Here is an 18,569-nt window from a genome sequence, read left to right on the forward strand (position 1 = left end):
GACCGATCCGGCCGAGTTCGGCCGCCGCAACGCCGAGTTCTTCGCGCACTACCAGGCCGGCACGCTCGACGTGCACGACTATGTGCGCTTTGCCACCGAGGCCTTTTGCGGCCGTGGCGCGCAACAGGCCGACGAGGCGCATGAGCGCTTCATGCGCGAGGTGATCACCCCCGCGATCCGTCCCCAGGCACTGGAGCTGCTGCGCACGCACCAGCAGGCGGGCGACCAGATCATCATCGTCACGGCCACCAACGAGTTCGTGACGCGCCCCATCGCCGCCGCACTGGGCGTGCAGGAGCTGATTGCCGTGGAACTGGAGCGCGACGCCCAGGGCTGGTTCACGGGCGAGATCCGTGGAACGCCCAGCATGCGCGACGGCAAGGTCCAGCGCATGCAGCAGTGGCTGGATGCGCGTGGCCTGGACTGGGGCGGCGTGGAGAGCTTCTTCTACAGCGACTCCTGGAACGACGTGCCCCTGCTCGAACGCGTGGACCACCCCGTGGCCACCAACCCCGACGCACGGCTGCGCGCCCTGGCCCAGGAACGTGGCTGGCGCATTCTGGACCTGTTTGGCGAAGCACCATGATCAAGAACATCATCGACAAGCTGCTGGGCAAGACCTCGGCTGCCCCCCGCGCCCGCAAGTCCCCCTTCGGCAAGCGCCAGGAAGTGCCCGTGCAGGTGCACGGCATCGACCCCAACCTGGTGGACCGGCGTGCCATCGACGTGGTCGAGACGCTGCAGGACGCCGGCTATGAGGCCTACATCGTCGGCGGCGCCGTGCGCGACCTGCTGCTGGGCCTGCGCCCCAAGGACTTCGACGTGGCCACCAATGCCACGCCCGAGCAGGTCAAGGGCCTGTTCCGCCGCGCCTTCATCATCGGCAAGCGCTTTCGCATCGTGCACGTGGTCTATGGCCGCGGGCGCGAGAACGAGGTCATCGAAGTCTCCACCTTCCGCGCCTTCCTGGACAACAGCGCGGCCGAGGCCGTGAGCGGCAACGAGCGCACCAGCAAGGCCCAGCTCGCCGGCATGCACCATGCGGTGGACGCCAGCGGCCGCGTGCTGCGCGACAACGTCTGGGGCCCGCAGGACCAGGACGCCACGCGCCGCGACTTCACCATCAACGCCATGTACTACGACCCGCGCACGCAGATCGTGGTGGACTATCACAAGGGCATCGACGACGCCAAGAAGCGCATGCTGCGCATGATCGGCGACCCGGCCACGCGCTACCGCGAAGACCCGGTGCGCATCATCCGCGCCGTGCGCTTCGCGGCCAAGCTGGCGGGCAAGGGCTTCAAGATCGAGCCCAAGACCGCCAAGCCCCTGGTGGAGTGCGAGCCCTTGCTGGCCGATGTGCCGCAAAGCCGCCTGTTCGATGAAATGCTCAAGCTGCTGCAGACCGGCCACGCGCTGGCCTCGGTGGAGCAGTTGCGTGGCCTGGGCCTGGCACGCGGCATCTACTCGCTGCTGGATGTGGTGGTCGAGCGCGCGGAGCAGCCCTTTGTGCGCGCCGCGCTGACCGACACCGACCGCCGTGTCGAGGAAGGCAAGCCCGTGGCGCCCAGCTTCCTGCTGGCCTGCGTGCTGTGGCATGACGTCAAGACCGGCTGGGAGCGACGCCTGAACCAGCGCCAGCACCCCTTCCCCGCGCTGCAGGAATCCATCGACGAAGTGTTCGACCAGCGCATCGGCGATGTCTCGGGCCGCGGCAAGCTGGCCGCCGACATGCGCGAGATCTGGGTCATGCAGCCGCGCTTTGACAAGCGCACGGGCGCCACGCCGTTCAGCCTGGTGGCCCAGCCGCGCTTTCGCGCAGGCTTCGACTTCATGCGCCTGCGCGCCGACATCGGCGAGGTCGATGAAAGCCTGGCCAGCTGGTGGCAGGAATTCCAGAACGCCGACGACGCGCGCCGCGACGACCTGATCGCCCAGGCCCGCGACGAGCAGCGTGCCCGCCAGCGCAGCGCCGAGCCCAAGGTGCACCGCGTGGCCAAGGCCCGCCCTGCGCGCGAGGAGGCCGTCGCTGGCGAAGCGCAGCAGGCCGACGCACCTGCCGCCGCCTTGCCCCAGGTGGAGGGTGAGGAAGGGGCCGCGCCCAAGAAGCGCCGCCGCCGTCGCCGCAAGCCCCAGGGCGGTGGTGATGGCGCCGTGGGCGGGGATGACTGAGCCGGGGCACTGGGTCGCCATTGGCCTGGGCGCCAATCTGGGCGACCGGGGCCAGGCGCTGGCCCAGGCGCTGCAGGCCATTGGCGGCCTGCCGGGCACGCGCCTTGTGGCCGTGTCCTCCCTCTACAGCACGGCGCCCGTCGACTCCAGCGGCCCCGACTACCTGAACGCCGTGGCCGCCGTGCACACCACGCTGCAGCCGCTGGCGCTGCTCGATGCGCTGCAGGCCATCGAACTGGCGGCCGGCCGTGAGCGTCCCTATCGCAACGCGCCGCGCACACTGGACCTGGATATCGAACTGTGGGACGACGAGCGCATCGCGCTGCCGCGCCTGAGCGTGCCCCATCCCCGCATGCACGAGCGCGCCTTCGTGCTCGTGCCGCTGGCCGAGATCGCGCCTGAGCGCGTCACGCCAGGGCAATTGCAGGCCGTGGCGGGGCAGGGCGTCCGCCTGGCGCACAAGCCTGGCTGGCATCTCCAACAAGCCTGAATCCCGACAATGGCCTGAATGAAAAAGCCGCAGCGCCCTGAGGGCGGCTGCGGCTTTTTGCCAGGCGGGACGCGGTGGATCGGCTCAGTCCACCTTCGCTCCGGAGGCCTTGACGATGGGCTGGTACTTGGCGCGCTCGGCGGCCATGAACCTGTCGAATTCGGCGGGTGTGGAGGACACGGGCTCGGCCATCAGGGTCTCGAAGCGGGTCTTGGTCTCGGGCGCGGCCAGTGCATCGCCAAAGGCCTTACTCAGCTTGTCCAGCACGGGCTTGGGCGTGCCGGCCGGGGCCACCAGGCCCCACCAGGTGTCGATGGAAAAGCCGGGGAAGGTCTTGGACAGTGCGGGCACGCCGGGCAGCAGCGTGGTGGGGTTCAGCGTGGTCACGGCCAGCGCCTTGAGCTTGCCCGAGCGGATGTTGGGTGCAGCGGCGGCCAGGTTGTCGATGTTGAAGTCCACCTCGCCCGACAGCAGGGCCAGCTGGGCCGGGTTGGCGCCGCGATAGGGCACGTGCAGCGCGAAGATGCCGGCCTTTTGCTTGAGCATTTCGCCGGCCAGGTGACCCGCGCTGCCGTTGCCGCCGCTGCCGTAGTTGAGCTTGCCGGGGTTGGCCTTGGCGTAGGCGATCAGGTCGGCCACGCTGTGGATCTTGAGCTGCTCGGCACGGGCGGCGTTCATCACCAGCACATTGGGCACGCGCACCATCTGGGTGATGCCGGCGAAGTCCTTGCCCGCGTCATAGGGCATCTTGGCGTACAGCCAGGGATTGACGGCATGGGTGGCCGTGGCGGCCAGGCCGATGGTCATGCCGTCCGGCGTGGCGCGGGCAATGGCGTCGGCGCCGATGTTGCCGCCGGCGCCTGCCTTGTTGTCGATGATCACCACTCCCAGGGAGTCACGCACCCGCTCGGCCAGCGCGCGCGAGGTGATGTCCAGCGGACCGCCGGGCGCATAGGGCACGATCAGGCGGATGGGCTCTTGCGCCAGGGCAAGCGGGGAGGCCAGGGCAGCAGCGGCCGCCATGACCGAGAGAAGGCTGTTTCTACGGTTCATAGGGGCGCTATTGTGCAAAAAAATTGCGACACCTGGCTGCGCGCAGGTATGCAGAGCAGTTTTTCTGCGTATTGATTGATCTGCCCTGGCTTCAGGCTGCCTTGTCGGCTTCCGTGGTGAATGCGTCGGCGTAGAACTCTTCGTCGGGCAGGCCACGCTGGTGCACATAGGCCTGGTGTGCGGAATCGACCACGATGGGCGCGCCGCAGGCATAGACCTGGTGGCCCGAGAGGTCGGCAAAGTCGTCCAGCACGGCCTGGTGCACGAAGCCCGTGCGGCCGGTCCAGGCGTCTTCGGGCAGGGCATCCGAGACCACGGGCACGTAGCACAGCTGCGGCATGGCTTCGGCCTGTTCGCGCACCCAGGCGTCCATGTAGAGGTCTTCGGGGCGGCGGCCGCCCCAATACAGGGTGACGGAGCGGTGGATGTCCTTGTGGCGGATGTGCTCCAGCAGCGCCTTGATGGGCGCGAAGCCCGTGCCCGAGGCCAGCAGGATGACGGGCTTGTCGCTGTCCTCGCGCAGGAAGAAGCTGCCGAACGGGCCTTCCACGCGCAGGATTTCCTTTTCCTTCATGGCGCCGAACACATGGTCGGTGAACTTGCCGCCCGGCATGTGGCGGATGTGCAGCTCCAGCCCCGGCGCCGTGTCCTGCACGTGGGGGGCCGTGGCCATGGAGTAGGCGCGGCGGGCGCCGTCGCGCAGGATGAACTCCACGTATTGGCCTGCGTGGTAGCGGAACTTGTCTGCGGCGGGCAGTTGCAGGCGCACCTGCATCACGTCGTGCGACTTCTTCTCCAACGTGGCCACGCGCACGGGCATTTTCTTGATGGGAAAGGCGCTGGCATCGGTGACCTGGCGCGACTCCAGCACCACCGAGGTGGCTGGCCTGGCGCAGCAGGTGAGCACATAGCCGTCGGCCTCTTCCTGGGCGGTCAGCGCCTTGTCGGCATGCGGGCCATGGGTGACATCGCCACTGAGCTTCTTGCACTTGCAGGAACCGCAGGCACCGTCCTTGCAGCCATAGGGCAGGCCCACGCCGGAGCGGATGGCGGCGGCCAGGATGGTCTCGCTGCCCTGCGTGGCGAAGGCGCGGCCGCTGGGCTGTACGGTGATTTCGTGGGAAGCGTTGGCTATCTCGGTCATGTTCTCGGTATCCTCGGGGGCGCTGGCGGGCGCGTGGAGCGCGCCGGCGATCTTCTTTCCCGGACGGACATGCCGCTGCCGCGACCGGCGGCGCGCGGGTGGCCGCCCTCGCAACAGGCCAGGATTTTGCCCTCAAACCAAAACCCATTGGGCGCGCTGCCGGCGCGCTTTCGACGCGAACGCGTGCTCATCGTCGGCTGCGGCGACGTGGGGCTGCGCGTGGCTGGTGCATTGGCGGGCGCGCCCGGCGCACGCTCCGGCGTCGCACGACGGGGCCCGCGCGTGCTGGCCCTGACGCGTGGCGCCGAGCGCCTGCAGGATCTGCGCGGGCGCGGCATCACGCCGCTGCTGGGCGATCTGGACGCGCCTGCCACGCTGCGCCGTCTGGCCGGCCTGGCCACGCGCGTCGTCCACCTGGCGCCGCCGCCCAATCCGCCCGCTGGCGAAGAGGGCTGGTGGCTGGACCCGCGCACCACGGCCCTGCTGCGCGTGCTGCGCCGTCGCGGCCGGCCGGCGAGCCTGGTCTATGGCTCGACCTCCGGCGTCTATGGCAACTGCGAGGGCGCCTGGATCGACGAAAGCCGCCCGCCCGCACCGGCCACGGCGCGTGCCCAGCGCCGCGTGAACGCCGAGCGTGCCGTGCGCTTTGCCGGGCGCGGCGGCCTGCGCGCCAGCATTTTGCGCATCCCGGGCATCTATGCGCCGGACCGGGAAAACGGTACGCCGCGCGGGCGCCTGCTGCGCGGCACGCCCCTGCTGTGTGCCGCAGAGGATGTCTACACCAACCACATCCATGCCGATGATCTGGCCCGCGCCTGCGTGCGGGCGCTGTGGCGCGGCCGGCCGCAGCGCATCTATCACGCCAGCGACGATACGCAGCTGCGCATGGGGGACTATTTCGACTTTGCGGCCGATCTCTACGGCCTGCCGCGCCCCGCGCGCATCACGCTCGAGCAGGCACAGCGCGAGCTGCCGGCCAGCCTGCTGAGCTTCATGGGGGAGTCACGCCGCCTGCGCAACCAGCGCCTGAAGGCTGAGCTGGGCCTGCGCCTGCGCTACCCCACCGTGGAGCAGGGCCTGCGCGCGTGAATCAGCGCGGATGGATGCCGCCGTTGGTGTCGTAGCAGCGGAATACGTTGCAGTGCGAGATGGGCGCCGAAGGCGGCAGCGGCTGCGGCGGCACGGGGCGCCCGACGATCCACGGCCGGTTGATGGCATTGGGCTGCAATGCGCGCGATTGCTGCAGCTGCTCATAGGCCTTGGGGCCCAGGCAGGCCATTTCCATTTGCTGCTGGGCGGCCTGGCTGCGCGGGCCCCAGGTGGCGGGATCGGGATTGGACTCGGCCAGGATGGTGTCCAGCCGGCGGCGCGCCTGCTGGCAGGCAGGGGAGTCGCCGCTGTCGCGCTGGGCCGAGTTCTCGCGCTCGCGCCGGCTGCGCGCCTCGCGCTCCTGCTGCTGGGCGCGTGCGCGGCGCTCGGCCTCTTCGCGGGTCAGTTGCTGGTTCTTGCGCTCTATGGCGGCGGCGGACTGCGCGCGCTCGCGTTCCAGCTCTTCGGGGCTGGGGGCTTCCTGCACCTGCACGCGGTTTTCGCCGTCCTTGCAACTGCTGTTGGTGTAGGTGACTCGGCCGGTCTTGGCATCCGTGCAGCGGATGACCTGGGCCGAGGCCGGGCCTGCGGTGAGTGCCACCACCAGCGTTGCAAGCATCGGTACAAGCGCCGCCAGTGCCCGGCGCTGGCAAAGGTCTTGGGTGCGGTGCATGGCGGTTTCCTTTCCCATCACAAACGGCACAGGGATGTGGTGCATTGCCGATTATGGTGCGCAGCGCAGGGGGCTGGACATGCCGCTGGTCAGCCGTTCAACGCCAGTGGCGCGGATCCTGCGTGGGGTAGGGGTTGCCGCCGCCCTGGCTTTCGCGCTGCATGCGCTCGATGGCGCGTTGCTGCTGCTCGCGGTCACGCTGCTGTTCCCGGTCGCGTTGCTGGCGTTCACGATCGCGTTGCTGCTGGCCCTGGTCGCGCTCGCGGTCCCGCTGCTGGCGCTCGGCTTCGCGGCGCTGCTGCTCCTGCATGCGTTCGCGCAACTGGCGGTCGCGGTCCTGTGCCTGGCGGTCACGGTCCCGGTCGCGCTCGCGCATTTCACGCTCGCGCTCCTGGCGGTCGCGCCAGGCGTCGCGGTTGCGCTCCTGCTGAATGCGCTCGCGCTCGTACTGCAGGCGATCGCGCTCGCGCTGCAGGCGCTGGCGCTCGTACCAGCCGTTGTCGGGATAGGCGGGCTGCGTGGGATAGGAGGGGTAGATGACGCCGCCGCCAGAGGGGTAGCTGGGGTAGGTCGGATAGCTGGGATAGCTGGGGTAGCCGGAGCCCATGTCCGAGTAGCCATCGGGCGGCACGGCGCAGGCGGTGACCAGGGCGGCGAGGCCAAGGCCGGCCAGCAGGCGCAGCGTGCGCAGGGGGCGCAGGTCACGCTGCTGGTGTGACTGCGCGGTGGGGGCGTTGGAACGGGGCATGGTATGGGGTCCGGGCAAAGGCGTGTTTCCTGTCTGGATCTCTTCCTATGACGTTTGACAGGCCGTATTGGTTGACCTGGGTCGTCCTTGCAAGGCAACAAGGGCGACAGCGGAGCTTCTATTTTGATAGCAATTCGCCCATATTCTGTAGGTGTTGCCAGATGAATTGCGCAGGCGTGGTGCGCAAGGGCGCCTGCCGCCCCGATCGCGGCAATGGCTTGCGGGCGCGGCTAGAATGGCCTCTGTCTTTGGCGGTGCGCAGTCCGTGCGCCGCAAAGCAGCGTTCTCAGGGCGGGGCGAAATTCCCCACCGGCGGTATCTGGATCTGTCTTTCGGCATGTGTCCAGCAGCCCGCGAGCGCCCGGCAAGCCGCAAGGCCGGCCGGGGTCAGCAGATCTGGTGAGATGCCAGAGCCGACGGTCACAGTCCGGATGAAAGAGATCGCGCAGCACCTGTATGGCAGGCGCCATGCCCATGGTTTTCCCATGGGCTGCGCCGCGCCATGCGGCGCCATGGCGCGCGCCCTGATTCATTTGTCTCATCTTGAAAGAGCACCATGAATCAGACTCCTGTCTCCTTGAATTTCTCCGCACACGGCACGGCCTCGGGCACGCCGTGGAGGGCCGTTGCGGGCCGCAGCCGCGTGGCCGTCATCTGCGCGAGCTGGCATACCGATGTCGTGCACCAGGCGCGCGACTCCATGGCGGCCGAGCTGCAGGCCCAGGGCGTGGCCGCGCAGAACATCAGCCACTTCAATGTGCCCGGCGCCTTCGAGATCCCGCTGCTGGCCAAGAAGCTGGCCGACACTGGCCGCTTCGACGCCATCATCGCCTGCGCCCTGGTGGTCAATGGCGGCATCTACCGCCATGAGTTCGTGTCCTCGGCCGTGATCGACGGGCTGATGCGCGTGCAGCTCGACACCGAGGTGCCCGTGTTCTCCGCCGTGCTCACGCCGCGCGACTTCCACGAGCACGGCGACCATGTGGAGTTCTTCCGCGCCCACTTCGTGAAGAAGGGCGTGGAGGTGGCCCATGCCTGCCTGGCGGCCCTGGACCAGCTGGCCCAGGTGCAGGCGCTGGGTCAGGCCCGCGCGGCCTGAGTTGCAAGCGTCGCCTGCGTCGCCGGTTGCGGCGCGCCACCCAGCACAGCTTTGGGTGGGGACGGATGCTCGTAAACACTGAGTTGGTGCCGAGTGTCGCGGCCCCGTCACGCGGCATTGCCAAGCCGCGATGACGGGAATAACGTGACGGCCTGTTTCAACTGAGGAGTGCGCGATGAAGATGTCCCGGAAGTTGTGTATTGCGGCCGTCGTGGCCGGCATGGGTGGCGTGGCCATGGCCCAGGAGCAGGTGATCCGCATCGGCCACATCGGCCCGGTGTCCGGTCCCCAGGCCAATTTCGGCAAGGACAACGAAAACGGCGTGCGCATGGCCATCGACGAGCTCAATGCCAAGGGCATGGAGATCGCCGGCAAGAAGGTCAAGTTCCAGCTGGTGGCCGAAGACGATGTGGCCGATCCCAAGCAGGGCACGGCCGCTTCGCAGAAGCTGTGCGACGACAAGGTCGCCGGCGCCGTGGCCTTCCTCAACTCGGGCGTGGCCATTCCCTCGTCCAAGGTCTTCCAGGACTGCGGCATTCCCATGATCACGGGCGCGGCCACCAACCCCGACCTGACCAAGCCCGGCTGGAACACCACCTACCGCGTGATCGCCAATGACAACGCGCTGGGCGCGGCACTGGCCAAATACGCGGCGCAGACGCTCAAGCTCAAGACCGTGGCCATCATCGATGACCGCACGGCCTACGGCCAGGGCCTGGCCAATGTGTTCAAGAAGGATGCGGAAAAGCTGGGCGTGAAGGTCGTGGCCTCGGAGTTCACGAACGACAAGGCCACGGACTTCATGGCCATCCTGACCTCGATCAAGGCCAAGAAGCCCGATGGCATCTTCTACGGCGGCATGTACGGCCAGGCCGGCCCCATGCTGCGCCAGATGGCCCAGCTGGGCCTGAACGATGCCAAGTACTTCGGCGGCGACGGCCTGTGCGTGCCCGAGCTGGCCAAGGTGGCGGCCGGTGCCAAGCCTCTGGACAACGTGATCTGCGCCGATGGCGGCGCCTCGCTGGCCAAGATGCCCGGCGGCACGGAATGGAAAAAGCGCTACGACGCCAAGTACCCCGGCCAGTTCCAGGTCTACAGCCCGTACTTCTACGACGCCACCATGATGCTGGCCGACGCCATGAAGCGCGCCAACTCCTGGGACCCCAAGGTCTACATCCCCTTCCTGCAAAAGGCCGACTACTCGGGCGTGACCTCGAAGATCGCCTTCGAGAAGAACGGCGAGATGAAGAACCCCTCGTACACGCTGAGCGTGTTCAAGAACGGCCAGAAGACAGCCCTCGACTGAGCGAGCGTCCTTCCTTCGTTTTCATGCCCGCCCCGTGCGGGCTTTTTTTCGTGCGCTGTCCATGATCCTCAGGCCGGGGCCGGCGCATCGACCACGCCCGGCAACCGGGCCAGATAGGCCTGCAAGGCAGCGATGGCCTGGCGCACCTTGGCGGGCTGGGCCTGGCGCTGCGGGGTGACCGCCCAGATGTCCAGGCCGCCGAAGTCCCAGTCGGGCAGCAGGCGCACCAGGCGGCCTTCGGCCACCGTGTCGGCCACGTCCATGCTGCCCAGCAGGGCCAGGCCAAGGCCCGCCTCGCACATCTGCTGGATGGACAGCTGGTTGTTGCTGGCCACATGCGGCAGCACCTGCAGGCTGTAGGTCTCGCCCGTGTCAGGGTGGCGCGCCTCGGCACGCAGGGCCTGGCCCTGGCCCTCGCGCGCCAGGCCCAGCCAGCGCATGCTGGCCAGCGGTGCCGGGTGGCGCCAGGCCGCGCCGCCACCCTGGGCCTGTATCCATGCGGGCGAGGCGCACAGCCAATTGCGCATGGCGCCCAGGCGCCGGGCGGCCCAGCCGGAATCGGCCAGCCGGCCGAAGCGCAAGGCCAGGTCGATGCGGCTTTGTATGAGGTCGATGGGCGCGTCGTCCACATCCAGGTGCAGGCGCAGTGCGGGGTGCCGGGCCAGCCAGTGGCCCAGGGCCGGCGCGATGTGGCGGGCAAAGCCCACTGTGGCTGACAGGCGCAGCTCGCCGCCGGGCTCGTCGCGCGCGGCCGCCAGCTCGGCCCGCGCCTGGCTGGCGGCCTGGGCCATGGCGGCGCACTGCTGGTAGTAGCGCTCGCCGGTGTCGGTCAGCGCGATCTGCCGGGTGGAGCGGTGCAGCAGGGTGACGCCGCCATCGCGTTCGAGCTGGCGCACCTGCTGGCTCACGGCCGAGGGGCTCATGCCCAGGGCACGCGCGGCGGCGCTCATGGAGCCGTGCTGCACCACGGCGGCGAAAACGGCCATGCGTTTGTAGTCATCCATGGGCTGTATTGTGAAGCTGCGCTTCAAGGTATTGGTAAAAATTGCCGTCTACCGCATGCATTGTGAACGGCGTAATCTCAATGCCATCGTGAACAGGCGCCCTGGCGCCATAAAGGACCGAAGATGAAAGTGGCATTGATTGGCGCAACCGGCTTTGTGGGTTCGGCGGTATTGAAGGAGCTGCTGCAGCGCGGCCATGAGGTCGTGGCCCTGGTGCGCGACCCCGCCAAGCTGGCGGCCCAGCCGCGGCTGCAGGCCGTGCAGGCCGATGTACTGGACGCCGCCGCCGTGCAGCGCGCCGTGGCGGGCGCGGACGCCGTGGTCAGCGCCTACAACGCGGGCTGGGGCAATCCCGACATCTATGAGGACTTCATGCGCGGCTCGCGCGCCATCGTGGCGGGCACCAAGGCGGCCGGCATCAAGCGCTACCTGGTGGTCGGCGGCGCGGGCAGCCTCTACATCGCACCCGGCAAGCAACTGGTGGACACGCCCGAGTTCCCGGCCGCCATCAAGCCTGGCGCCTCGGCTGCCCGCGATGCCCTCAACGATCTGCAAAAGGAGCAGGGCCTGGACTGGACGATGCTGAGCCCGCCCATTGCCCTGCACCTGGGCGACCATGGCGAACGCACGGGCCAATACCGCACGGGCAAGGATGAGCCGCTGATGCAGGCCGATGGCCAGCCCGGCACGATTTCGGCAGCGGACCTGGCCGTGGCCCTGGTCGACGCGCTGGACAAGGGCCTGCACCTGCGCCAGCGTTTCACCGTCGCTTACTGAACACCTGCGCCAGTCCACTGGTGCCGCAGCGGTCTCCATGGCATGCTGGTGTCCGTCATGAACAGGCAGGAGCACAGCCATGATCGACCACACGGGAATCCTCGTATCGGACTTCGAGCGCAGCAAGGATTTCTATGCACGCGCCCTGGCGCCGCTGGGCTATGAAATCCTCATGGAGCTTTCTGCCGAAGTCACGGGCCATACGGACACTGCGGGCTTCGGCGAGCCGCCCAAGCCCGATTTCTGGATCAGCGGGGGCACGCCCAACCAGCCGCCCATCCATGTGGCCTTCCGCGTGGACAACCGCCACATGGTCGATGACTTCCATGCTGCGGCCCTGGCGGCAGGCGGGCGCTGCAACGGCGAGCCCGGCCTGCGACCGCACTACCACGACGACTATTACGCGGCCTTCGTGCTCGACCCCGACGGCCACAACATCGAGGCCGTCTGCCACCTGCCTCCGGCCTGAGTCCCCCTGGCGGCACTGGGGCCTGCGCGGCAGCTGACATCAGGCAGTCGCATGGCGCAGCACAATATTGCGCTGCAACAAAAAAGGCCCCACGTTCCCCATGCCCCCTTCCGTTTCCGCTGCGGCCGGCTCCGTTTCCGCGTCATCCACACCCACGGCCGCCCAGGCCTGGCTCAGCGTGATCGCGCTGGCGCTGGGCGCCTTCGTCTTCAATACCACCGAGTTCGTGCCCGTGGGCCTGCTCAGCAGCATTGGCGCGAGCTTTGGCATGCCCACCGAGCAGGTCGGGCTGATGCTGACCATCTATGCCTGGATCGTGGCCCTGGCCTCGCTGCCCTTCATGCTGCTCACGCGCAATGTGGAGCGGCGCAAGCTGCTGATGGGCGTGTTCGCGCTGTTCGTGGCCAGCCATGTGCTGTCGGGCGTGGCCTGGAGCTTTGCCTCGCTCATGGTCAGCCGCATCGGCATTGCGCTGTCGCACGCGGTGTTCTGGTCCATCACCGCCTCGCTGGCCGTGCGCGTGGCGCCGCCCGGCAGGAAGGCCGTGGCGCTGAGCCTGCTGGCCACCGGCACCTCCATGGCCATGGTGCTGGGCATTCCGCTGGGTCGCATCGTGGGCGAATGGCTGGGCTGGCGCACGACGTTCCTGGCCGTGGGCGGGGTGGCCGCCATCGTCATGGTGGCCCTGGCCCGGCTGCTGCCGCGCCTGCCCAGCGAGAACGCGGGCAACCTGGCCAGCGTGCCCATGCTGCTGCGCCGCCCGGCGCTGCTGTCCATCTACATCCTGCTGGTGGTCGTGATCACCGGGCAGTTCACGGCCTACAGCTATATCGAGCCCTTCGTGCAGGACATCGCGGGCTTCGAGGGCAAGGTGACCACGGCCGTGCTGCTGCTGTACGGCGGCATGGGCATCGTGGGCAGCGTGATGTTCAGCTGGTGGGGGCTGCGCCATCCGCGCGGCTTTCTGCTGGCCGCCATTGGCGTGCTGTCGGCCAGCCTGCTGATGCTGGTGCCGGCCTCGGGCCATGAGGCATCGCTCTACGTGATGAGTTCGGTCTGGGGTGTCGCCATGATCTGCTTCGCCCTGGCCATGCAGTCCCAGGTGCTCAAGCTGGCAGCCGACGCCACCGATGTGGGCATGTCCATGTTCTCGGGCATCTTCAACATCGGCATTGGCGGCGGTGCGCTGCTGGGCAGCCAGGTCAGCATGCACGCGGGCATGCAGAACATCGGCTGGATCGGCGGCGGCCTGGTGGCGCTGGGCCTGGCCTGGTGCATCTGGGCCTTCGTGCGCTGGTCGGCCGGCTTCCAGGCCGCGCACTGAAGCGGGTCAGTCGCCGGGTGCCCGCATGGCCTGGGCGTAGCGCTGCGGCGCCAGGCGTGACACCAGTACGCAGACCACGAGCACGGCGGCCATCTGGGCCAGCCAGCCGGCGCCGAATCCGCCCGTGAACTGGTGCAGCCGGGCGATCACATAGGGCGCCAGCGCCGCAATCAGAAAGCCGCCGCCCTGCATCAGTGCGTTGAGCGCACCGGCCTGCGTGGGGTGGGGAAGATGGTCCAGCGCCACCACCATCATCAAGGCGAAGCACCCACCCAGGCCGATGCCGAGGATGACGATGTTGAGCAGCGGCGCTGCATCAGGCCACCAGGCCAGCGCGGCCAGGCCGATGATCTGGCACAGCAGCGTGAACCCCAGCCATGGCCGCCGGTCGGCATGGCGCGCAGCCAGCACGGGCAGTCCCAGCGCGGCGCTGGCCTGGGCCACCGACAGCAGGGCGACCAGGCCGCCGCTTTGCGCGGGGCTCCAGCCGTGCGTCTGGTAGAAGGGCGCAAGCCAGGCCACCATGGCCGCATAGCCGCCATTGATGAGGCCGAAGCAGGCCATCAGCATCCAGGTGCGCGGGCGCCGGCGCAGCCAGCCGGTGTCTTGCGAGGCATGGGCTGCCATGGGCGCCGGACCCGGCAATGTGCTCAGCGCATGCCGCGCCAGCGCCAATGCCAGCAGGGCGGGCGCAGTCCAGAGCGCCAGCGCAAAGCGCCAGTCCAGTCCCCATTGCACGGCCAGCGGCGAAATCTGGGCACCGAGCGCCCCGCCGCCCATGAGCGCGGCCGAGTACAGCCCCATCATCTGGGCCATGCGTGCGGGCGACTGGCGCTTGATCAGGCCCGGCAGCACGCCTTGCACCAGGGCCACGCCAGCGCCGCACAGCGCGGCCGTGGCCAGCAGGGTGGCCGCACTGGAGCCCGCCACGCGCAGCGCGCAGCCCAGCGCAATCACCGCCAAGGACCCGACCACGGCGCGGCGCGGACCCAGGCGCCGCAGCGCGGCCGGGGCCAGCCAGGCGCCCACGCCCATCAACGCCATGGGCAGCAGCGTCAGCCAGGACAGCGTGGACAGATCCATGCCGGTGGCGGACTGTATCTGCGGGCCCAGCGGGCCGATGGCCGTGAGAAACGGGCGCAGGTTCAGCGTGACCAGGACCACGGTGGCCAGCCACAGCGCCGTTGGAATGGCGTGCGCTGCGGCAGGCGCCTCGGTGCGTGCAGGCGCAATGGACGACATGGCTTCAGGCCCAGGGGGCGTTGCCATACAGCTGGGCCGCCGTGATGCCCGTGTCCAGCCGCGTCAGGGGCAGCGGTGGCGGCTGCAGCGGCATGCGCAGCCGCTGGTAGGCGCCTTCGCTGGACAGGCCGTAAGGCTGGGCATCCGCGTTGTCGAAGGCGAAGAAAACCTGCTCGGCCCCGGCCATCACCAGCGCCGCCAGGCACATGGGGCAGGGGTGGCCGCTGGCGTAGATGGTGCAGCCAGCCAGGCTGGGGTTGGCCTGAGCGCGCGTGCCTGCGCGCAGCGCCTGCATTTCGGCATGGGCGCTGGGATCATGGCTTTGCACGATCTCGTTGACGCCCGTGGACAGGATCTGCCCCTCGCGCGCGAGCAGGGCGCCGAAGGGCCGGCCGCCCCGCAGGCGGTTGTCGTGCGCCAGCTGCACGGCATGGCGCAGCAGGCGGATGTGTTCTTGTTCTTGCATGGGGATGGCTGGGCAATCGGAGCTGAGGCCGCAGTCTAGGACGGGGGCCATCAATTGGAAAATTAAATGATCAAATGCTGGGCAGTGACAAAGCCACTGAAATCCGCCCACGCCCCATGCAACCCTCTTCCATAGACCCCACCCTGCTGCGCAGCTTCTGCGCCGTGGCCGAAACCGGCAGCTTCACGCGCGCGGCGCAGGGCGTGCACCTGACCCAGTCCACGGTCAGCCAGCAGATCCGCAGGCTGGAGGAGCAAATGGGCTGCACGCTGCTGGACCGCAGCGGGCGCCATGTGGAATGCACGCTGGAAGGAGAGCGCCTGCTGGCCTATGCGCAACGCATCCTCGCGCTCATGGACGAGGCCGTGGAGCAGTTGGCTGGCGCCACCGAAGCCGTGCTGCGCATCGGCGTACCAGAGGACTTTGCCGGCCATGCCTTGATGCCCGCCTTGGGCGCGCTGGCGCGCAGCCAGCCGCAGTTGCGCCTGGAGCTGACCAGCGGGTTGTCGCAGGCGATATGGCAGCAACTGCAGGCCGGCGAGCTGGACCTGGCCATCGTCAAGCAGCGCAGCGGCAGCACGCCCGGCATGGCGCGCTGGCCCGAACCGCTGGCCTGGATAGACAGTGCGCGGCATCCCTGCCGCGGGATGGATCCCTTGCCTCTGGTGGTATTTCCGCAGGGCGGCCTGTACCGCAGCGAGATGACGCATGCGCTGGATGCCGCAGGCCGGCGCTGGCGCCTGGCCTATGTGAGCGCCAGCCTGGCCAGCCTGGAAGCCGCCGTGGAGCAGGGCCTGGGCCTCAGCCTGCTGCCGCGCAGGCTGGTCGGGCCCGGCCACCGCCTGCTCGACGGCATGGCCGGCTTCGCCCCCGTGCCTGATGTGGAAGTGGCACTGCACGTGCGCGCCCAGTTGTCGGCGCCGGGCCGGCGTCTGGCTGAGCGCCTGTGCGAGGTGTGCGAGGCGTTGCTGTCGCCTGCCGCTGGCGAGGCCTGAAAAAAATCCCCGCCGTGGCGGGGATGGTCGGTGGGTGACGCGCAGGCTCAATCCATCGTCAGGTTCTGCTTATGCACCACGTCCTTGTAGACCGCCAGTTCGGCCTTGATCTCTTCAAAGAAATGCTCGGGCGTGTCGGCCACGATCAGCGAGCCGGTTTCCTCGATGCGCTTCTTGATGGCGGGGTCCTGCAGCACCTTGCGCGTGGCGGCGTTGACCTTGTCCACGATGTCGCGCGGCAGGTTCTTGGGGCCGACGATGCCGTAGTAGGCCATGCGGTTGACGGGGGCCAGGCCCACTTCCTTGAAGGTGGGCACATCGGGCAGGGCGGCCAGGCGCTGGGGCGCGGCCACCACGATGGGCACCAGGCGCTTTTCCTTGACGAAGCCCAGGGCGGAGGGCAGGTTGTCGAAGATCAGCGGAACCTGGCCGGCCACGGCGTCGTTCAGCGCGGGGCCGCTGCCACGGTAGGGCACGTGGGTGATGTCGGTGCCCGTGGACAGCTTGAACATCTCCATCATCAGATGGGTGATGCTGCCGTTGCCGGGCGAGGCGTAGGAGTACTTGCCGGGGTTCTTCTTCACCTCGGCCAGGAACTCTTGGTAGTTCTTGCCCGCAAACTTGGGGTTGGCCGCAATGATGTTTGGCGTGGCCGCGATGTTCACGATGGGCGTGAAGTCGGTCAGCACGTTGTACGGGATCTTGGGGTTGATCGCCGGATTGGTGGCCGTTGTGGACACGGTGGCGATGCCCAGGCTGTAGCCATCGGGCTGGGAGCGCGCCGTCTCGGCCGCGCCGATGCTGCCGCCGCCGCCGCCCTTGTTCTCGACCACCACGGGCTGGCCCAGGGCACGGCCCAGCGGTTCGGCGACGATGCGCGCGATCAGGTCGGTGGTGCCGCCGGCCGCGAAGGGCACGAGCAGCTTGATGGGCTTGGTGGGGTAGCCCTGGGCATGGGCTGCGCCCGAAAGCGCGAGGGCGCCGAGGATGCCGGCGAGCGCGATGCGGGAGGTGTGAGTCATGGTGTTGTCTCCTTGAATGGATGTTGTGGACGTTTGTTGTGAGGCACCGACGGGTGGGAGGGCGTGATTCGTTAGGACATTCGTATGGCGGTGCTTGGGCTGAGAAATGTGGAGGCGGTGTTGCGCGGCGCTGGCGATCAGACCACGCCGCGCGAGCGCAGCGCCTGGATGGCCATGGGCGCAATGCCCAACTCGCCCAGCACTTCATCGGTGTGCTGGCCCAGGGAGGGCGGTGCGCTGCGCAGCACGGGCGGGGTATCGCTTAGGCGCATGGGGCTGGCCACGCCGGCGATGCGCGAGATGCCGTCGCCGGCCTCGCGCGGCAGCTCGACGCGTATGCCGCGTGCGCGCACCTGCGGGTCGTCGAAGGCCTGGGCGATGGTGTTGATGGGGCCGCAGGGCACGGCCTTGTCTTCCAGCAGCGCAATCCATTCGGCCGTGCCGCGTGTCTTCATGAGGGGCACCATCCGCTCCAGCAGCGCCTGGCGGTTGCGCACGCGCGCGGTGTTGGTGGCAAAGCGCTCGTCCTGCGACCAGCCGGCTTCGCCGACGGCGGCGCAAAAGCGCGCGAACTGCCCGTCATTGCCAATGGCCAGCAGCACGTTGCCGTTGGCCGTGGCGAAGTCCTGGTAGGGCGCCAGGCTGGGGTGGATGTTGCCGGCACGGCCCGGCGATTCGCCCGTGGCCAGAAAGCCGGCGGCCTGGTTGGCCAGCACGGCCATGCCCACGTCGAGCAGGGCCATGTCGATGTGCTGGCCCCGGCCCGAGGCCTGGCGCGCATGCAGCGCGGCCAGGATGGCATTGCTGGCATACAGGCCCGTGAAGACATCGATCACGGCCACACCCACCTTGAGCGGGCCGCCTCCGGGCGCCTCGTCGGCATGGCCGGTGATGCTCATCAGCCCGCACATGGCCTGCACCATGAGGTCGTAGCCCGCGCGCTCGGCATACGGGCCGGTCTGGCCGAAACCCGTGACCGAGCAATAGATCAGGCGCGGGTTGAGCGCCTTGAGGCTTTCGTAGTCCAGCCCGTACTGCGCCAGGCCACCGACCTTGAAGTTCTCCACCAGCACGTCGGCCCCGGCCGCCATCTGGCGAATCAGCTGCTGCCCATCGGGGGTGGACATGTCGATGGTGACCGAGCGTTTGTTGCGGTTGCAGGCCGTGAAATAGCTGGCCTCCTGCGTGGCCTGCCCATCGTCACGCGGCAGGAACGGAGGCCCCCAGTGGCGCGTGTCATCGCCGGCCACGGGCCGCTCGACCTTGATCACATCGGCACCCAGGTCGGCCAGCGTCTGCGTGCACCAGGGCCCGGCCAGCACGCGGGAAAGATCAAGCACCTTGATGCCAGCCAATGCGGCCGGCGCGGAGGATGTGGAGGACATGAGAGGGAAGAAATATGAGCGAGCCCGATGCCGCTGGTAGTTCAGCTGAGGGCTTGAGCTTCCATCACCCATAGCGTGTGACACGGGCGTGGAACAGGCCAGGGACGCCGA

The 18,569-nt window shown here is 68.6% G+C and carries 19 protein-coding genes and 1 riboswitch; of the genes, 10 read left to right on the forward strand and 9 right to left on the reverse strand.

The genetic code is table 11. The features are described 5' to 3' along the window. The 3 genes from ACM14_RS16950 to folK all read left to right on the forward strand — a co-directional run. Positions 1 to 586 (forward strand): HAD family phosphatase (locus ACM14_RS16950; RefSeq protein ID WP_065346808.1); only part of this gene is annotated, 586 nt, incomplete at its 5' end. Next, a complete protein-coding gene (gene pcnB / locus ACM14_RS16955) occupies positions 583 to 2,172 on the forward strand; it encodes a polynucleotide adenylyltransferase PcnB (RefSeq protein ID WP_065346809.1) in 1,590 nt (529 codons plus the stop codon). The genes ACM14_RS16950 and pcnB, both read left to right, overlap by 4 nt. Next, the gene (gene folK / locus ACM14_RS16960) at positions 2,147 to 2,662 is read left to right on the forward strand and encodes a 2-amino-4-hydroxy-6-hydroxymethyldihydropteridine diphosphokinase (RefSeq protein WP_065346810.1); all 516 of its coding nucleotides are present in this window, start codon (positions 2,147 to 2,149) and stop codon (positions 2,660 to 2,662) included. The genes pcnB and folK overlap by 26 nt, the downstream gene beginning before the upstream one ends. An 84-nt stretch (positions 2,663 to 2,746) precedes the next feature. On the opposite strand, the gene ACM14_RS16965 is transcribed toward folK, so the two are convergent. After that, on the reverse strand, positions 2,747 to 3,715 hold the full coding sequence (locus ACM14_RS16965; RefSeq protein ID WP_043781175.1) for a tripartite tricarboxylate transporter substrate binding protein: 969 nt from the start codon (positions 3,713 to 3,715) through the stop codon (positions 2,747 to 2,749). A 91-nt stretch (positions 3,716 to 3,806) separates the two neighbouring features. Next, a complete protein-coding gene (locus ACM14_RS16970; protein WP_012204115.1) occupies positions 3,807 to 4,859 on the reverse strand; it encodes a CDP-6-deoxy-delta-3,4-glucoseen reductase in 1,053 nt (350 codons plus the stop codon). A gap of 69 nt (positions 4,860 to 4,928) precedes the next feature. Between ACM14_RS16970 and ACM14_RS16975 the strand changes: the two genes are divergently transcribed. After that, the gene (locus tag ACM14_RS16975) at positions 4,929 to 5,948 is read left to right on the forward strand and encodes an SDR family oxidoreductase (protein WP_175403282.1); all 1,020 of its coding nucleotides are present in this window, start codon (positions 4,929 to 4,931) and stop codon (positions 5,946 to 5,948) included. Position 5,949: 1 nt separating this feature from the next. Here ACM14_RS16975 and ACM14_RS16980 read toward each other — a convergent pair whose 3' ends face one another. Together ACM14_RS16980 and ACM14_RS16985 are read right to left on the reverse strand one after the other, a co-directional pair. Next, entirely contained in the window at positions 5,950 to 6,621 is a 672-nt protein-coding gene (locus ACM14_RS16980; protein ID WP_013803653.1) for a DUF4124 domain-containing protein, read from the reverse strand. Positions 6,622 to 6,718: 97 nt separating this feature from the next. After that, on the reverse strand, positions 6,719 to 7,369 hold the full coding sequence (locus tag ACM14_RS16985) for a hypothetical protein (protein ID WP_065346812.1): 651 nt from the start codon (positions 7,367 to 7,369) through the stop codon (positions 6,719 to 6,721). 278 nt (positions 7,370 to 7,647) lie between these two features. Further along, positions 7,648 to 7,816, forward strand: a riboswitch (FMN riboswitch). 109 nt (positions 7,817 to 7,925) lie between these two features. On the opposite strand from ACM14_RS16985, the gene ACM14_RS16990 reads away from it, so the two are divergent. Further along, positions 7,926 to 8,468, forward strand: coding sequence for a 6,7-dimethyl-8-ribityllumazine synthase (locus ACM14_RS16990; RefSeq protein WP_012204119.1), 543 nt, complete (start codon positions 7,926 to 7,928; stop codon positions 8,466 to 8,468). A gap of 175 nt (positions 8,469 to 8,643) precedes the next feature. Then, the gene (locus tag ACM14_RS16995) at positions 8,644 to 9,774 is read left to right on the forward strand and encodes a branched-chain amino acid ABC transporter substrate-binding protein (RefSeq protein WP_013803650.1); all 1,131 of its coding nucleotides are present in this window, start codon (positions 8,644 to 8,646) and stop codon (positions 9,772 to 9,774) included. A 68-nt stretch (positions 9,775 to 9,842) separates the two neighbouring features. Here the strand turns inward: ACM14_RS16995 and ACM14_RS17000 are convergent, their stop codons facing one another. Beyond that, the gene (locus ACM14_RS17000) at positions 9,843 to 10,778 is read right to left on the reverse strand and encodes a LysR family transcriptional regulator (protein WP_063326895.1); all 936 of its coding nucleotides are present in this window, start codon (positions 10,776 to 10,778) and stop codon (positions 9,843 to 9,845) included. Positions 10,779 to 10,901: 123 nt separating this feature from the next. Between ACM14_RS17000 and ACM14_RS17005 the strand changes: the two genes are divergently transcribed. The 3 genes from ACM14_RS17005 (at position 10,902) to ACM14_RS17015 (ending at position 13,348) form a co-directional block, all read left to right on the forward strand. Further along, positions 10,902 to 11,555 carry an NAD(P)-dependent oxidoreductase gene (locus tag ACM14_RS17005; protein WP_012204122.1) on the forward strand — a complete coding sequence of 218 codons (654 nt, stop codon included), beginning with the start codon at positions 10,902 to 10,904 and terminating at the stop codon, positions 11,553 to 11,555. 79 nt (positions 11,556 to 11,634) lie between these two features. Continuing rightward, positions 11,635 to 12,024, forward strand: a complete 390-nt coding sequence (locus ACM14_RS17010) for a VOC family protein (RefSeq protein WP_012204123.1) — start codon at positions 11,635 to 11,637, stop codon at positions 12,022 to 12,024. Positions 12,025 to 12,124: 100 nt separating this feature from the next. Next, positions 12,125 to 13,348: a sugar transporter gene (locus tag ACM14_RS17015; RefSeq protein ID WP_012204124.1), complete on the forward strand. Its 1,224-nt coding sequence runs from the start codon at positions 12,125 to 12,127 to the stop codon at positions 13,346 to 13,348. 6 nt (positions 13,349 to 13,354) lie between these two features. Here ACM14_RS17015 and ACM14_RS17020 read toward each other — a convergent pair whose 3' ends face one another. Then, positions 13,355 to 14,590: a cyanate transporter gene (locus ACM14_RS17020; RefSeq protein ID WP_065346813.1), complete on the reverse strand. Its 1,236-nt coding sequence runs from the start codon at positions 14,588 to 14,590 to the stop codon at positions 13,355 to 13,357. A gap of 4 nt (positions 14,591 to 14,594) precedes the next feature. Continuing rightward, complete coding sequence (locus ACM14_RS17025) at positions 14,595 to 15,056, reverse strand: nucleoside deaminase (protein WP_012204126.1); 462 nt, start codon at positions 15,054 to 15,056, stop codon at positions 14,595 to 14,597. 116 nt (positions 15,057 to 15,172) lie between these two features. Between ACM14_RS17025 and ACM14_RS17030 the strand changes: the two genes are divergently transcribed. Beyond that, complete coding sequence (locus ACM14_RS17030) at positions 15,173 to 16,051, forward strand: LysR family transcriptional regulator (protein ID WP_065346838.1); 879 nt, start codon at positions 15,173 to 15,175, stop codon at positions 16,049 to 16,051. A gap of 47 nt (positions 16,052 to 16,098) precedes the next feature. Here the strand turns inward: ACM14_RS17030 and ACM14_RS17035 are convergent, their stop codons facing one another. Continuing rightward, complete coding sequence (locus ACM14_RS17035) at positions 16,099 to 17,073, reverse strand: tripartite tricarboxylate transporter substrate binding protein BugE (protein WP_065346814.1); 975 nt, start codon at positions 17,071 to 17,073, stop codon at positions 16,099 to 16,101. A 137-nt stretch (positions 17,074 to 17,210) separates the two neighbouring features. After that, the gene (locus ACM14_RS17040; protein ID WP_065346815.1) at positions 17,211 to 18,458 is read right to left on the reverse strand and encodes a CaiB/BaiF CoA-transferase family protein; all 1,248 of its coding nucleotides are present in this window, start codon (positions 18,456 to 18,458) and stop codon (positions 17,211 to 17,213) included. Positions 18,459 to 18,569 lie beyond the last annotated feature (111 nt).

Origin of the sequence: Delftia sp. JD2 (assembly GCF_001682645.1) — a bacterium.
Taxonomy (GTDB): domain Bacteria; phylum Pseudomonadota; class Gammaproteobacteria; order Burkholderiales; family Burkholderiaceae_C; genus Comamonas; species Comamonas acidovorans.